Source organism: Pectobacterium parvum (assembly GCF_020971565.1).
GTDB classification, from domain to species: Bacteria; Pseudomonadota; Gammaproteobacteria; order Enterobacterales; family Enterobacteriaceae; genus Pectobacterium; species Pectobacterium polare.
Genome location: NZ_CP087392.1, coordinates 4,144,923 through 4,161,291, shown reverse-complemented (window position 1 = coordinate 4,161,291; position 16,369 = coordinate 4,144,923). Strand labels below are relative to the sequence as shown.

The 16,369-nt window shown below is 40.5% G+C and carries 14 protein-coding genes and 2 pseudogenes; 14 read left to right on the top strand and 2 right to left on the bottom strand.

Going from position 1 to position 16,369, the window contains the following annotated elements; all coding sequences use genetic code 11:
• Window positions 1-59 precede the first annotated feature (59 nt).
• From LOZ86_RS18715 to LOZ86_RS18655, 13 genes and pseudogenes are all read left to right on the top strand, one after another.
• On the top strand, window positions 60-716 hold the full coding sequence (locus tag LOZ86_RS18715) for a CDP-alcohol phosphatidyltransferase family protein (protein ID WP_230243176.1): 657 nt from the start codon (window positions 60-62) through the stop codon (window positions 714-716).
• On the top strand, window positions 716-1,447 hold the full coding sequence (locus LOZ86_RS18710) for a DUF3750 domain-containing protein (protein WP_111778612.1): 732 nt from the start codon (window positions 716-718) through the stop codon (window positions 1,445-1,447). The genes LOZ86_RS18715 and LOZ86_RS18710 overlap by 1 nt, the downstream gene beginning before the upstream one ends.
• The gene (locus LOZ86_RS18705) at window positions 1,444-2,619 is read left to right on the top strand and encodes a DegT/DnrJ/EryC1/StrS family aminotransferase (RefSeq protein WP_230242602.1); all 1,176 of its coding nucleotides are present in this window, start codon (window positions 1,444-1,446) and stop codon (window positions 2,617-2,619) included. The genes LOZ86_RS18710 and LOZ86_RS18705 overlap by 4 nt, the downstream gene beginning before the upstream one ends.
• Window positions 2,613-3,308, top strand: coding sequence for a phosphatase domain-containing protein (locus LOZ86_RS18700; RefSeq protein WP_039487383.1), 696 nt, complete (start codon window positions 2,613-2,615; stop codon window positions 3,306-3,308). The genes LOZ86_RS18705 and LOZ86_RS18700 overlap by 7 nt, the downstream gene beginning before the upstream one ends.
• Window positions 3,305-4,297, top strand: coding sequence for a lysylphosphatidylglycerol synthase transmembrane domain-containing protein (locus tag LOZ86_RS18695; RefSeq protein ID WP_039487385.1), 993 nt, complete (start codon window positions 3,305-3,307; stop codon window positions 4,295-4,297). Before LOZ86_RS18700 ends, LOZ86_RS18695 begins: the two co-directional genes overlap by 4 nt.
• Window positions 4,275-5,153 (top strand): hypothetical protein, encoded by an 879-nt coding sequence (locus LOZ86_RS18690; RefSeq protein ID WP_039487388.1) that lies wholly within the window; start codon window positions 4,275-4,277, stop codon window positions 5,151-5,153. Before LOZ86_RS18695 ends, LOZ86_RS18690 begins: the two co-directional genes overlap by 23 nt.
• Before the next feature lies 1 nt (window position 5,154).
• A complete protein-coding gene (locus LOZ86_RS18685) occupies window positions 5,155-6,135 on the top strand; it encodes an NAD-dependent epimerase/dehydratase family protein (protein WP_039487389.1) in 981 nt (326 codons plus the stop codon).
• Window positions 6,132-7,091, top strand: coding sequence for a phosphotransferase (locus tag LOZ86_RS18680; RefSeq protein WP_039487392.1), 960 nt, complete (start codon window positions 6,132-6,134; stop codon window positions 7,089-7,091). The genes LOZ86_RS18685 and LOZ86_RS18680 overlap by 4 nt, the downstream gene beginning before the upstream one ends.
• Entirely contained in the window at window positions 7,088-7,987 is a 900-nt protein-coding gene (locus tag LOZ86_RS18675) for a hypothetical protein (protein WP_146752740.1), read from the top strand. The genes LOZ86_RS18680 and LOZ86_RS18675 overlap by 4 nt, the downstream gene beginning before the upstream one ends.
• The gene (locus tag LOZ86_RS18670) at window positions 7,977-9,212 is read left to right on the top strand and encodes a M20/M25/M40 family metallo-hydrolase (RefSeq protein ID WP_039487396.1); all 1,236 of its coding nucleotides are present in this window, start codon (window positions 7,977-7,979) and stop codon (window positions 9,210-9,212) included. Before LOZ86_RS18675 ends, LOZ86_RS18670 begins: the two co-directional genes overlap by 11 nt.
• A complete protein-coding gene (locus tag LOZ86_RS18665) occupies window positions 9,202-10,365 on the top strand; it encodes a hypothetical protein (protein ID WP_230242600.1) in 1,164 nt (387 codons plus the stop codon). The genes LOZ86_RS18670 and LOZ86_RS18665 overlap by 11 nt, the downstream gene beginning before the upstream one ends.
• A gap of 173 nt (window positions 10,366-10,538) precedes the next feature.
• Window positions 10,539-11,548: pseudogene (locus tag LOZ86_RS18660) on the top strand (transposase).
• 6 nt (window positions 11,549-11,554) lie between these two features.
• Window positions 11,555-11,777, top strand: a pseudogene (locus tag LOZ86_RS18655) (IS4 family transposase); the annotation flags it as partial.
• Window positions 11,778-11,799: 22 nt separating this feature from the next.
• Here LOZ86_RS18655 and LOZ86_RS18650 read toward each other — a convergent pair.
• Window positions 11,800-12,345: a helix-turn-helix transcriptional regulator gene (locus tag LOZ86_RS18650; RefSeq protein ID WP_010295421.1), complete on the bottom strand. Its 546-nt coding sequence runs from the start codon at window positions 12,343-12,345 to the stop codon at window positions 11,800-11,802.
• A 676-nt stretch (window positions 12,346-13,021) separates the two neighbouring features.
• Window positions 13,022-13,774 carry a metalloprotease LoiP gene (loiP, locus tag LOZ86_RS18645; protein WP_039487399.1) on the bottom strand — a complete coding sequence of 251 codons (753 nt, stop codon included), beginning with the start codon at window positions 13,772-13,774 and terminating at the stop codon, window positions 13,022-13,024.
• Between the two features lie 410 nt (window positions 13,775-14,184).
• On the opposite strand from loiP, the gene tkt reads away from it, so the two are divergent.
• Entirely contained in the window at window positions 14,185-16,179 is a 1,995-nt protein-coding gene (tkt, locus tag LOZ86_RS18640; RefSeq protein WP_039487402.1) for a transketolase, read from the top strand.
• Window positions 16,180-16,369: the final 190 nt, after the last annotated feature.

Sequence of the window (16,369 nt, the reverse complement as noted above, 5' to 3'; positions counted from 1 at the left end):
ATGTAATTATTAGTTTGGTTGCGCACCTATATACATCGTCAGGTTTACTGTGCTCGGTGATGATATTTAACTCAATACTTTCTGATAATATAAGAACAGCAATCATTTGGATGATGATTTCCATTCTTATAGATTTAACGGACGGAACCTTAGCCAGAAGCGTTAATGTAACAAGATATACACCTTTCATTGATGGGGTAAAGATGGATTACTTAGTGGATTTCATTAACGTGACGTTCCTACCATTAATCTTAATTTACAAAGCCGGTTGGATTCCAAATGAATCAATTATTTTCATTTCTGTTCCATTAATAGCAAGTTTATTCAATTATTGCTTGGTAAAGAAAAAAGCTCATTCCGCAGGTTTTTTTCAAGGTTTTCCAGCATTTTACAGTATCCTTTGCTTATATCTCTATATCCTAGACGGTGCGTTTAGTCGTTATTTAATTGTGGTTTTGTTGCATGTAGTAGCAATCGCAGAATTACTACCAATTATGTTCCTGAGAGCGAGGGGAGCATATAAATATAGTAAAGTAGTTAATGTTGGTGGCACACTTTGGCTGATTTTTTTACTGGCTATATTTTATACCATGCCAAAATATTCTTATACCTTGGTTATGGTTTCTCTTATCTATCCTTTACTGTATGTAATTTTATCCATAATTGCTTATCATGATTACAAAAATAATTTTAAAGTGACTCAGGGTATTCAATAATGAGAAGATTGATTTTTTCAGTATTAGGAATGTCAATTTTCATTTTAATAACATTACTTGCAGTTCCTCTTGAAAATGTCATTAAAGGAAAGTTAGTGTTTCCCAAGTCCTATGGCCCTGAAACACGGTTTTCGGGTGGAATAGCATTACCATTAGGAAGTAAAGAATCATCCATACAAATATATGGCGCTAGATTACTCGGGTTAAGAGGTGCTTTTGCAATACACACTTGGGTTGCTATAAAAAGTAAATCTGATAGTGAATATACTACTTATGAAATGGACGATGACCCTGACATCCCAGACGAAGAGGAAAATTTCTTTTTAGTAAACAAGCGACGACCAGACCAAGCGTGGTTTGGTAGCAAAGCATTTCTTATTTATGAGGTCAATGGCCCCGAGGCAGAGCATTTAATCAAAACTGTGAAAAATGCAATTGACAACTACCCTTACCAAAATATGTACAGAAGTTGGCCTGGACCAAATTGTAATACTTTCACTCAGTATGTAATAGATCACACACCCGAAATAAAGGCATATTTACCGTCGGCAGCTATCGGAAAAACATATAATTATGCGACTGGGTTTACAAATGAAGACAGGGAGGGAAAACTACTTAGCTCATTATTTAAATATAGGAAGGATGGCGAATTAGTGACTGTTACTATTATGGGGTTGAACTATGAGTTCGATATAAATAAATTCAATGTTAATCTACCGGGAAGTTTATGATAAAAGTATCAAAGCAAACAATTAGTCAGCGAGATGAAAATGCACTTATTCAAGCTCTTAGAGATGAATTTCTGACAGGTGGAATTTCAGTTTCAAAATTCGAACAAAGATTCGCATCATTTGTCGGGTGTAAAGAAGCTATAGCCGTTTCAAGTGGGACAGCAGCATTACATCTCGCTTCGATTATTCTAGGTCTTAAAGCAGGTGACGCAGTATTTGTACCCTGTAACACGTTTGCAGCAACTATTAATAGTATTATATATGTGGGAGCAACTCCAATAATTGTTGATGTTGACCTAAAAGATGGGAATATGTGTCCGCAAAGTTTATTGGATGGGATACAACTTGCTTGCAATCTAAAACTAAACGCGAAAGCAGTATTTGTGGTTCATTTTGCTGGTCACCCTGCGAACATGATTAGCATAACAGAAATTGCAAAACAAAACGGAATAGATGTCGTTGAGGATTCATGCCATGCGCTCGGAGCGCAAGTTAAAAGCTTTCAAAATTCAAACTTCCAGCACTGCGGCACTCAAGGTGATCTTGCTGTCTGGAGCTTCCATCCGACTAAGCACATTACAACTGGCGAAGGTGGCATGCTCACTACAAATAATAGTGAACTTGCCTCAAAAGCGAGAATGTACAGAAACCATGGAATATTTAGGGATGAAGGCAATCAGCAAAAATATCCTTGGCTATACGATATAAAGGTCATTGGTCACAACTTTCGCATGTCTGATCTTAACGCTGCATTAGGGATATCACAGCTTGAGTCTATAGAGGATAAATTAACTAGACATAGAGCAGTAGCATCAATGTACCATGATTTCTTGAAAGGATTCAATCTTGTTGAACCGTTAGGAGAGCCTCAGTCTGAGCGTCATAAACACGCTTACCATATATTCCCTGTAAAAATTGATTTTAAAGGAGAGGGGTTTCTCAGAGGAAAATTAATGTCTTACTTACTTGGGCAGGGTATACAAACACAAGTACACTATATTCCATTACATTTTCATTCTGCATACAGAGCTATGAGCATCCCGAAAGTGAATTTAAAAAATGGTGAAAAACTGTATACCTCGATCCTTTCACTTCCAATGCACGAAGGCGTAAGCGATCAGGATGTAGTTAAAGTGATTTCTTTACTTGAAAAGGGGTTAAAACAATGCTGATAAAGTCTCTCATCAAATATCGTAAAGAGGAGTTAAAATATGCATTACTAGGTTTTGTTTTCGGAATTATAGCATATGTCAGCGTTAATTCTTTTTTAGTAATGGTATTTACATGGTTTACCATTGTGATGATAACATTAACTGTTTTTTATTTCTTCAACAGTACTAAAATATTCTTAAAAAATGTAGATGGATTAAGTAAAACTTTTTCTTTCTTAATCCTTTTGCCTTTTTATATCATTAATATTTTTTACTTTAAAGTTCAAAGATTGAAATCTAATCAAAGTCGAGAGTTTCAGAAAGTAAATAATGAGTTATATATAGGTCGACTTATAAATTACAATAGACTTCCTAGCGTTGTTGAAAGTGTCATTGATTTAACAGTGGAGTTTATCCCTAAGCCATCAACGCAAGATTACTACAGTATCCCAATTCTTGATGATAGTTATCCCTCAGATGAAAACATCCGGCGGTTTATTGATGTCATCGATAAATGCCACAAGCCCATTTTTATACATTGCGCTGAAGGGCATGGAAGAACACTCTTAATGGCTGCAATTTATCTAAAAAAGAGGGGATTTAACAAAAGCACCGATGAAGCAATTGCAGACATTTGCAAGTTACGTAATCGCTGTAAACTCTCCTTCAGACAAGAGAGGTTCTTATATAGGATAAATGGTGATATATGAAAAAAATAAATAAAATAAACATGATCTCTATAATTCTAATTATATTAACCTTCATCATAGTATCGTGTTGTTTTTTATTATCATCAAGTTTCAATATCGATAGCATCATTTCACAATTTGAACATGCAGAATTACATTATATATTATTGTCTGGATTTTGTGGTATAGCAGGTAACTACATCAAAGGTATTCGTTGGAAAAAACATCAATGTAATGAAAAACGTAAAATGTCATCTGCCTTCGGGTTCTTTTGTATTTCATTAGGGTGTCTTAGCGATTTGATCATTCCCAGAAGTGGTGAATTAATCCGAATCAAAGTCACCCAGCGTAAGTGTGGTGGTAAATTCACTGAAATAATGTCAGGCATCATCTTAGAACGAATTACTGATGCGGTGATAGTCATTTCGTTGTTAATGTTTTCTGCATATGCTGGCTTTAAATTAGTAACCCTAAGTGATTCAATGACAGACGTCATTGCCATGGTATTGAGAATATTAACTGTAATTTCTCTCTTCTTTTGGTTGTTTATAAAAAAGGTAAAAGCGTTTGCAAGAGCCAGACTGGCTTTGGCAACACTTATTAATTATTTTAAGTCTTCGATGAGATATTTTAATTTCACTTATGCTGGGATGGTCTTGTTTTTACTTTCCTCTACAGCTTGGCTACTATATTATTTACAAACTTACTACGCGTTAATCGCTGTGTTTGGTAATCATATTACAATTAAACAGTCACTTTTTGTTTTTCTTGCCGGTACGGTCGGAATGATGATCCCAATACAAGGTGGCATCGGTACTTATCATACTTCGGTGATGCTTGCGCTACGACCATTCTCTAATGATATCAACGCTAATCTTGCGTTTGCTTTAAGCATGCATCTAACCTATGTGGTATCAATTTTTATTTCAACGTTTGTCATATGGGCTTATTTATCCGTCGAGAGGCTATTAAGCAAAGAGAAAAATTATGAATGTAACCGTATTGAGTAAAGAACAGTGGGATCTTATTATTTTGGAAAGTCCTTTTTCAACTGTATTCCATACTTCTTGGTGGAACACTCTGCTATCTAATGTTTTTGGTGGTTCTTGGGAGCCTATTTATCTGAATTCAAAAAATCAGAATTACTTATTGTCACTTTCATTCGGGGGGCCATGGGGTAGTCTAGGTTATATTTCTGGCACTGTTGGGTATGGCGGATTTTTGCCTCTTCACTCAGCGGGAATGACATTGAATGAATACAATGAGCTATACACGAAATTTAAAAATGAAACCAATTTTACATTAAGTAAAGTAGTATCTATACCAGGTGTCATTAGTGATCTAGACAATGGCTTAGCTACCCGCATTCTTTACTTTGATCATCGTGGCTATGACTCTATATTTAATAGTTTTTCTACATCTGTTAGAACTGCAATCAGAAAATCAGAACGTGTGGGTATTTCGATAACGGATGCATGCTTAGAAGACGTTGGAGAAATCACAAAATTGATAAATGAAACACAAGCAAACGTCGGTGCTTGTTATCTCACACCATATGAATTAATACTTGGCATTTATATGTCAAATAAAAATGGTTACATCATTAAGGCCATGTATGGCAATAAAATTATTGCAGCATCAGTATTTATATTTAATGTAAATGAGGTTTTCCATTTCCTAAATGGCTGGGATCGAGAATTCTCTTTGTTAAATGCAAATTATGGAATACTTAATTATGTTATCAAAAAAGAATGTAAATCCAAAAGTCGATTAAATCTTGGTAGTAGTCATTCAATTAATTTGGATAGATCAAAAAAAATGTGGGGCGCTAAAAAGTCATTTTATTTATCAATAGAAGGAAACTAACATGGAAAATTTTGGAAAGGTATTGATTACCGGTGGCTTAGGGTTTATTGGAAGGAAATTGATATCAAGCATCCACAATAGATCTGAATGGATTACAGTTGTAGATATAGCATCTGAACATTCAGATGCGGCAGTTTATGAAAAAATTAATGAGCTAAAAAATATAACTTTTTTAAAAAAGGATTGCTCTCTAAGTGAAACATATGAAGCTCTTGATATGGACTATGATTATATATTCCATATGGGGGCTATTTTAGGCATCAAACTTGTTGCAGACGAACCAATCCAAACAATGGATGTTAATATACTTGGTTTAAGAAAATGTCTAGATTTTGCTATAAAGCAAGTATCCCTTAAGAAATTCATATTTTTCAGCACTAGTGAAGTGTATGGTCCCGAGGCAACGAAACCAGATGAAGGGAATTCTTTTATCATTAATAACGATTCAATGCGTTGGTGCTACGCAGCAAGTAAAATGATGGGGGAGTTTTATTGTAAGGCTTATAGTCAGAAACACTCACTTCCTTACGTTATTATTAGACCATTCAATGTGTATGGACCTAATCGTTATGGGACTAATGCTATGACAGCCTTAGTTACAAATGCAGTGAACAATAAAGATATAAAAATTTCTGGAAACGGTGAACAACGACGTTCATGGTGCCATATCAATGACTTTGTTAGCACGGTAATCAGTGCATCAATTTTACCTTTTGATGAACATAACTGCATATTCAATGTAGGGAATAGTGATTGTTATCTGTCAATGAAAGATTTAGCTTCCTTAGTAGTATTGCTTGCTGAATCTAAATCAAGAATCATGATTGCTGGTGATGCAACTCCTGATGTAGTTGACCGAAGACCTAATACACTGCGGGCTGAAGACCTGCTGAACCATATGCCTAAAGTGTCGTTAGAGGACGGTATCAAAGATGTCATCGCCTGGGTAGAGAACGTTGATGGTAAAAGGAGATGCCAGTGAATAGCAAAAACTGTATAGCAGATTCAATTCTTAATAGAATTGTTGAAGAGGCTGGAATTCAGTCTCAGGGGCCTTTTATAGTTTCTGATAAAGGCTATAGTTCAAACTGTTTTTTTACGAAAACACCTGAAGGTGATATTTGTATTAGAGTTTATTTTAAAGGGTTTGAAGTAGATCAAGTTAAAATGGAAGTAATGTCATTGATTTATTTTTCAGAGAAAAATATCCCTGTCCCTAAAATAATTAAGCTTCGTAATGGAAGTTATTTTTTTAACGATGATGATTTAATTGCCTTCTGCTATTACTGTATACCTGGGAGAACGATTAGCCAGAGAGAGCTAACTCCAGAGATTTCACAGCAGGCGGGCGAAATGCTCTCTAAGATGTTGACTTATTCTCTAGGGTATAGTGAAGCTACAATTCCGCGCAATGATTATGAAGAAGTTCACAAGCTTTTTCGAAATCAATCATCTCGGCTTGCATCTCTTCTCAATGTCAAAACAGTGTTAGCATTCGATGACTTTTTTAAACGCGCTAACCACGCTTGTTATTTTTCTAACCTTGATGAAGGTTTAGTTCACGGGGATTTTTATTACGACAATGTCATATTTAATAATGGCGTTATTTCAGGTGTTATCGATTTTGGTGATGCCTACATTGGGCATCCTTTTACTGACATTGTTATTGGAAGTATGGAATTCTCAACTACTGCAGATCAATTTATTGATAAAGCTTGTATGCTTTCATTTTTACTCCCTTTCAAAAATTATTTGCGTCAGCAAGGTATAAAAGCAGAGTTCTTTTATGACACAATTATTCTGAATTGTATCATGTTTTCGATTTTGACAATCGGAACTGATAATGAAAATGACTATGTACTACGATTCCATAACTTTATCGAGGAAAAACAAAAAAATACTATTATCGATATTATCAATAACGTCCTGGAGGTATGATGATTACTTTTTCTTCGCCTTTTTTAGCTACAGATAGGACGCAAATGGTTATGCCTGAAACGTCTGAAATACGGGCTGTAGAAGCAACAATATTCAATATGAGTGATCTTTTTGATACTTCATGGGGGAAGATTTGGGATAACATATCTTATGCCATCAAAATGTATGGTTCTAGAAATGTTTCTTTCCACTTCCCAATTAATAATTGTAATTTTGTAAATGACCCCTTTGTAAAAAAAAGACTTTATGAAGCTTTTAGCAGGGTGAATGACTTAGGCATGGCTGGGATGGTGGTTCATTCAAACCAAATACATAATTTCGAATGGTGGAGTAAAAACTCTTTAACTGACACAAGACGTAGTGTTATAGATGTTTTGGATGATTTAACTTCTAAGGCCAAAACTAGTTCATGGTTAGCCTTGGAAAACATGCCCGTGATGGATAACTATGGAATTGAGATAGATCCTACCTTTGTTTTCCCTTCAGATTTTAAAGAGCTTCGCGGAACTGGTATAAATGTTGTTTGGGATTTTTGTCATTTTGCAAGCACTATTGCAAGTATCGAATACTCAATTAAAGAGTCAATTGATGATTATTATTACCCAAACAAAATGTTAGTAGATTACAATGGCTTTAAAGAACTTGAGGATATTATAGTTCATTGGCATTTTTCTGCTTTCAAAGGCATCTCAGCACCGATGTCCAAACATTACTGTGAGGAAGGGACTTTACCTTATAAAGGTACTTTAGATGAGAGCGTATATATAGATGCATGGAAATTTATTGCACTTCGTCCAAGTTCAGAAAAAGTCGTCTTTGAAGTACAAGAATCAAACTATTATTTAAGGAAGAATATGATCAAAATGATTGACTGGGGGCGAAATCATGAAAAATAATAACGTTAAATACATACCTGATTTATCTTTTTCTTTGAATTTGGCGACATCATTGATTGAATGTTACCCAGCTTTTGGTTTACCTGGTCAGAAAAAGGCACAGGAAATAGTTTGTAACACCCTCCAGGAAATAGGTTGCGATCAACTTTTTTGGGATGAGTTCTGCGCGGATGATTTATCCCATCTTAAAGACTATGTGGATGTATCTTGTTTCGGCGATATTTTCGAAAATTATCAGAACTTAACTCGGTATAATGTAGTTGCTGTGTTTGATAGTTTTTCTCCGGGCCCTACATTAATTTTAAACGGCCACATTGATGTTGACTATGTCTATGATGAAGCTTTATGGACAGTGACGGATGGTTGGAGAAAACCATTCATCTTGAACAATCGACTGTATGGACGCGGAAGCACCGACATGCTCATGGGGCTTGTCAGTAATATTTTGATAGGTAAATGGCTTGCCGAAAACAGAACCAAATGGACTGGCAAGGTAGTAATTGTATCGGTTATTGACGAGGAAGTTGGCGGTAATGGTACGCTTCGCTCACTGGAATTTTTGAAATGTCGTAATTTGTTGTCTGCAAAAACAGAGTGCCTTATTTCGGAACCCAGCGATGGAAGAATGTGCATTGAGTCATTGGGTTTCGTCCATTGCATACTACAGGCAAAAGCCTTGCCAATACATATGGGAGTTGCTACCCCAGAGAATAATGCATTTTGGAAGCTCTGCAAGGCTTTGAAGTGTCTAGAAGAGAAATATTCAACCTCTGGCTTTCGTTTTAATTTAGGTATAATCGGAGGCGGGAAAGAGGCTGCTATTCCTTTAGGCAGCTGTAAAGCCGAGTGTACAATTTTTTACCCTTTTTCATTTTTACTTGACAACCTGAAGACTGAAATTGAACTTATATGTTCCACTATGGATGTTTCATGTTACTTTTCTTCTTTCAATTTTGAAGGCGCTTCTTATGAAATTTCGTCACTAGCTAAAAATATACTTAATAAATCTAATACAGACTCATCAGCCTTTAGTAGTGATTCTAGCCTTTTTCCAAGCCCCTGTGATGCAAGACTATATAAAGAATACAATATACCAACTGTTATATTTGGTCCTGGATATTTGAAGGATGCTCATAGTATTGATGAATCCATATGTCTCAAGCAATGGCAGGAAATACACTGCCTGACACTTTCTGGTTGTGTGAGGTACCTTAATGATTATTGATGATAGGTTCCCTAAGCAACCTTTAAAAATAAAAGTTCCTCTTTATGGTAAGGAAAATGTTGGCTCTAAGTGCATTAAAGACTTTTTCAGTTTTGAATCATATGTCGATATACTAAAGAAATTATCAGAATTTGTAGCTAATCACTATTGCGTAAATCCATACAATATTGAATTTACTGCATCAGCAACAAGAGCTTTATATGATCTTTTGTATATGTATAAATGTAAGATTCCTGGTTTCAGGCGTGTTGCACTACCAAATTTTTCTTGCCCACAACTATTAAGTGCAATTTTAAGCCTTAGACTAACTCCTGTTCTTTATGAATTAAATAACTGGGATGCTCCTGAGATACTGTTTTACAATAACGATTTTGAGGCCATTATTATACCTTCCTTGCTTGGTTCTAGAGCTAGAAATCATGCATTGATAAAGAGTCTGATAGAGCGGAAGGTTAAGGTTATTATCGATGATGCCCAATCATTTCCAAATTTTACATCCGGATACTACGCTCCATATAGTGCTATTCTAATATCTTTCGGTAAATCGAAGAAGTGTCGTGGAAATGGCGGCGGTGCTATTATTTTAGGGGAAATGGAGCGTTTTTTTTATGTCAATAGAACCAAGGTTTTAAACTCCGGCTTACCATCTGGTAATGTACTTTCTACCAGTTATGGGAATAAAAAAATTTATGCGAAGTTAAGTGATTTTTTGAACGATTATGATTTTTTTACAGCTCCGTGCCCAACCGTTTCTGAGGCATGTTTCATTACTGCTTTAACCAACCTTGAATGTTACATTAGTCACCACGCACAAAATCATAAGAAATTCCATGCCCTTTCTTTGGCCGTAAAGAAAACTCTAGGAAATGGTTCATTCTTAGCCTTAAGCGATATTTCAGATATCCCTAGCGTTTTCTTTTTGTTAGTTAATAATCGCTATGAACTCAGTATGCAATTGGCGGCAATGGGTATACAAACCACATGGTACTACTTCCCCTTATCGCAGTTAAACCTTCCATTTAACTACGAAATTATAGGAGGAAGTGATTCGGAAAGCGTAAAGCTTGCTAACTCAAGCCTTATTTTACCCTATCGCACTGACTTAACCGACTATGAGTATGAAATTTTATTGAAATCTGTTCTTACTCTATAAATTAACGCTGTAAAAAAATCTTACTGTTTTATCAATTAGATTTTATTGGCCTTTATACGTTGATGAGTCGCATTGATTAAATGGTATTTCCACAGAATACATTCCTTCTCCTTGCTTCACTAGTTGGAAACGAGGAGTGTCGTGGCACAGTAAATTTGGCCACTTGGTTAAAGGTGATATTCTCACCTCAACATAAAACAGGTGACTTAATGAACAAAAAAACTAAGCGTACCTTCTCCTCCGAGTTCAGGCTGGAATATACTCAACTTATTGTTATAAGGGATACTCATATCGCGAAGCCAGTGAGTCAATGAACGTCGGCTCTTCCACTCTCGAGGCATGGGTACGCCTGCTCAGACGAGAGCGTAAGGGGATTACGCCCTCCCCCCATAACGCCAGCGCATCCGTGAGCTGGAGAAGCAAGTTCGCCGTCTGGAGGAACAGAACACGATATTAAAAAAGGCTACCGCGTTCTTGATGTCCGACTCGCTGAACGGTTCACGATAGTTGCTAGGCTGAGCGACAGCCACACGATTGTCAGCCTTTGTTCCGCGCTGGAAATACACCGTAGCAGTTACCGGTACTGGCTGAAGCGACGCGATGCCATTAATCCGGCACAGCTCAGGTTGTACAGTGAAATACGCCGGGCATGGAACCAGAGTCGTGGCTCCGCAGGTGCACGCACTCTGGCTAATATGCTGACCCACAACGGTGTCCCGATGAGTCGTTATCGTGCTGGGCGTCATGGATCTTTTTGCCCGCAGAGTGGTTGGCTGGAGCCTGTCAGCAAATGTCGATATAGCACTGATAAGCAATGCCTTGCGAATGGCATATGAGGTACGTGGTCAACCGCGGGATGTCATGTTCCATAGTGATCAAGGAAGCCAGTATACAGGCCTGAAATATCAACGCCTCTGGCGTTACAGAATAAAGCAAAGCGCCAGTCGGCGAGGAAATTGCTGGGATAACAGTCCAATGGAACGCTTCTTCTGTAGTCTGGAAACAGAATGGGTCCCTGCATATGGTTACGCAGACAAGGACGAGGCTCGGCGACAAATCAGTGGTTATATATTGAACGACTACAATTGCGTCAGGCCTCACCAGTACAACGGTGGACTACCACCGGAAGAATCCGAGAACAGATACCGTTCTTAACTGTAAAACGGTGGCTAATATTACTTGACCACTACATTGGCCGAATCAACTGAGCTTCTCAGAGTCATTCAGGTTGGTCATGAGAATGTTGATGAGTTTACAGGGGGTTTACTTGGCTGGATCTCGGCGTTGATGTGTGATCTGGAGAGTCTGGGTCAACTGGTAAAATTACCGATACGGAGGGAAAGGGCCTTCCTCGAGTGGTAAAAGAAAGGCCGCAAGAAAAATACGGAAAATTTTTAAAAACAACCAGTTAGTTCCTTTTCTGGTTGGCGTTACTCAGATAAGCGAATTACTCATATTGATATCGGCTGCTGGTTTTGGAAGGGAATCAAATTCTTCAATGACGCTGTCTTTGAAGATAATTTTAGCAATAAGCAGTAAAGAGTTTTTATCCTGAACGCCATATTTATTCAGTAATCGTGATTTGCTGTTCAGTACTGACTTCTTATTTAATCCGATGATATCGGCAATCGCTTCCGCTGTGTAGCCCGCACACCAATGCTGGAATACGGCATATTCAGATTTTGACAGTCTGACGGGACTGAATAAACGGCGGTCATGAAGGTGGACGAAATCGAGTAATTTATAAAAAGAATCGATGGCTGCTGACTTTGAAATAAGAATCGTTTTTTCGTCAATGCACACGGGAGGGTGATTGGGAGAATTATTGATGATAACGAACGACGACGCCATATTATAAAAGTGAGTTCTTATCGACTCGTAGTATTCCTCAAAGCCCTCGCTGCTACCGTCAATGATGAAAATACATTTCTTCTTTCCTTGCTGCAGCGTAAACCTGTTGACGGGTTTTATCGAGAGCATAGAGATACTAGATAGGATTTCCCGTAATCCCACCGTGGTAAAATTGCATTTACTGAAAATTCTCACATCCATGATTTTTAACACATATGAGTTTATTGTCTGAAAGTGGCCATAAACCAATAATCGTTGCTGATGTTGTCCAGTTATTAAGAAATCGCGATCCTGAAATGCCTTTAAATCGCTAAAAAGGTGGAGCTTCTAGAGAAACCTGCGGGCGCGACAACAGGTTTTATCATATATCTATATGATCAAACTGGAAAAAATTTTATTGGTTTAACATAGTATGCTTGATTTACTGGTTTATTTCTATCTTTAAATACAGGGGGTTACTCCATCATTCTTGTTTATTGCGACGGATGTCTCTGTGTTAATCGCGATTGTCTGTTTTCCGTATGCCGCCGCATTCGCGGAGTGCTGCTTCCAACATCTGGAAATCTGCCGAGATTCGTTTCTTAAAAAGAGAACGGAAAGTAAATATGATTGAAAATAGCTATCTATTTATATCTATTAATTCTTAAATCCTATCATGAAGAAGATAGAAGCGATTGCAGATAGCTGTTATGTAACAGCTTACCGTGAATATGATGGGGATGATAGTGGTCGGATGACTAGCGGGCAATTGAGATTTTTTCAATTGCCCTTGGGTAGACGTTTTGCAAGTAATCAGGGTGTGGAATTACTTCCCAGCAGCAATACGTTCACGAATGTGTTTCGCGCGGCCTTCTGATGAAGGGTGAGAATCGAACATGCTGCTCTCACGACCGGCATCCAGTTTGGCTAGCTTTTCAAAGCTGCTTGCCAGACCTTCCAGCTTGACGCCACGTTTCTTCAGTAGATCGAAGGAGTAATCGTCTGCCTGCGTTTCCTGAGTTTGAGAGAATTGGGAATTAACCAGTTCTTCTCCCAGATCGGCGAGCTGAGACTGTGACAGGGACGCCGCTACACCACCCGCAGAGCTGATTGCAGTACGTGCGGCAGTCGCCGCATAGGCAACCTGCATAGCTTTACGCGTGTGGCCCAGCGCAACGTGGCCAATTTCGTGGCCGAGAACGCCTTCCACTTCATTGTCATTCATCATATCCATCAGGCCGCTGTATACGCGGATGCAACCGTTAGCCATTGCCCAAGCGTTAACGTCTTTTGTCAGATAAACCTTATAGTTGGCCGGTGTACCGTTGATGTCATGACCCAGTGCATCTGCAATTTTATTCAGGCGCTGTGTATATTTGCTGTCGGCAGGGGCAATCTTTGCTTCTTTATCCATTTGCTCACAGGACTGATTGCTGAGCGATTTCACATCAGCATCGCTGAGTGTTGCCGCCTGGAAAGCCTGTGCGCCGGATTGCATTAAAGTACTGGTGTTTAAGTTCTGGCAGCCAGTCAGCAAGGTTGCGACACACAGCGCCAGTACAGAAGAACGAATAGCCATAAAAATCATCTCTATACGATTAATGTTTATTTTTTAATATCAAAAAAGCGGCTTTAAGGTACCCGAAAACGGTATTGATAAATAGATCGGAAAATCTGATTTGCATTTTTTCTGATAGCCCGTAGGCCATGAATTTTGTTTCCGGTGCGTTCCAAAAAGAGGCTGTGGATAAAGGTAAACCCACTGGAAAACAGTGCGTATGGCGCTGCAATCCACTGCACAATTGGCAAAAGAACCGCCATTGATTCGTTAGCCGATAAATCCCTGTTTTTTGCTCACGGTTCCATGTGCATTCCCTCTGCTTTTCATGTACATTTGTAATCATATTTATTTTGTCATTCTTGTTTAAATTGTTGTTTTTTATAAATTATTCAAGAAAATCAGTCGTTCAATCCGATCTGGAGTCAAGCATGTCCTCTCGTAAAGAACTTGCCAATGCTATCCGTGCGCTGAGCATGGATGGGGTGCAGAAAGCCAAATCCGGTCACCCTGGTGCACCGATGGGCATGGCCGATATCGCCGAAGTGCTGTGGCGCGATTATCTTAACCATAATCCGACCAACCCTAACTGGGCCAACCGTGACCGCTTCGTGCTGTCCAACGGCCACGCTTCCATGCTGATTTACAGCCTGCTGCATCTCTCCGGCTACGACCTGCCGATTGAAGAACTGAAAAACTTCCGTCAGCTGCATTCCAAAACCCCAGGCCACCCTGAATACGGTTACACTGCCGGCGTTGAAACCACCACCGGCCCGCTGGGTCAGGGTGTTGCCAACGCAGTGGGTATGGCGATTGCTGAGCGTACGCTGGCAGCACAGTTCAACCGTCCGGGCCACGAGATTGTTAACCATCATACCTACACCTTCCTGGGTGACGGCTGCATGATGGAAGGGATTTCCCACGAAGTCTGCTCGCTGGCAGGCACCATGAAGCTCGGCAAACTGACCGCGTTTTATGATGACAACGGCATCTCCATTGACGGCCACGTTGAAGGCTGGTTTACCGACGATACCGCTGCCCGCTTTGAAGCCTACGGCTGGCACGTTGTGCGCGGCGTAGACGGTCACGATGCGGACGCTATCAAGCGCGCTATCGGCGAAGCACAGCTGGTTACCGACAAGCCGTCGCTGCTGATGTGCAAAACCGTGATTGGCTTCGGTTCACCGAACAAGGCCGGTACGCACGATTCCCACGGTGCACCGCTGGGTGATGCGGAAGTCGCGGCTTCCCGCGAACAGCTGGGTTGGGCGCACGCGCCGTTTGATATCCCGGCTGACATTTATGCCGCATGGGATGCCAAACCGGCCGGTCAGCGTAAGGAAGCGGCCTGGGACGAGGCGTTTGCCGCCTACGCCAGCGCGTACCCTGAGCTGGCTGCCGAGTTCAAACGCCGCACCGGCGGTGAACTGCCAGCCAACTGGCAGACTGACGCACAGAAATTTATCGACGATTTGCAGGCGAATCCGGCGAAAATCGCCAGCCGCAAAGCGTCACAGAACGCACTGGAAGCCTACGGCAAACTGCTGCCGGAATTCCTGGGCGGCTCTGCTGACCTGGCTCCGAGCAACCTGACCATCTGGTCTGGTTCTGTTTCACTGGATAAAGACCACGCGGGCAACTACATCCACTACGGCGTGCGCGAATTCGGTATGACGGCGATTGCCAACGGGATTGCGCTGCACGGTGGCTTTGTACCGTACACCGCGACCTTCCTGATGTTTGTGGAATACGCGCGTAACGCCGTGCGTATGGCCGCGCTGATGAAAATCCGCAGCATCTACGTTTACACCCACGACTCCATCGGTCTGGGCGAAGACGGCCCGACGCACCAGCCGGTTGAACAGCTGGCAAGCCTGCGCGTGACGCCGAACATGAGCAACTGGCGTCCGGCAGATCAGGTGGAAACGGCGGTGGCGTGGAAATACGCAATCGAGCGTCAGGATGGCCCGACGTCGCTGATCCTGTCTCGTCAGAATCTGGCGCAGCAGCCACGTACTGCTGAGCAGTTGGCGAACGTGGCAAAAGGCGGCTATGTGCTGAAAGACAGCGACGGTCAACCTGAGCTGATCCTGATTGCCACCGGTTCTGAAGTTGAACTGGCTGTTGGCGCGTATGACAAACTGACTGCCGCAGGCCGCAAGGTGCGCGTAGTGTCTATGCCGTCTACGGATGCGTTCGACAAGCAGGATGCTGCCTATCGTGAAGCGGTGCTGCCAAAAGCGGTATCGGCACGCGTAGCAATTGAAGCGGGTATCGCGGACTACTGGTTCAAGTACGTCGGCCTGAACGGCGCGATTGTCGGCATGACGAGCTTCGGCGAATCGGCTCCGGCTGAGATGCTGTTCGAAGAATTCGGCTTCACTGTCGATAACGTCGTTGAAAAAGCGCAGGCGTTGCTGAAGTAATCCCGCCGCGTTAATCTCGATATGAGAAGCCGTCAGCTAACGCTGGCGGCTTTTTTTTCATCTTAATTTAACCCACCTCTCGATGCGAGTTGTCTGCCCCCCGATCGCGGCTTTTTCATTTTTATGACGCAGGTCACTCTTCTGGCGTGTGCCAAACGAGAATATTTCTTTTATGCGTTAATTCGTTTAT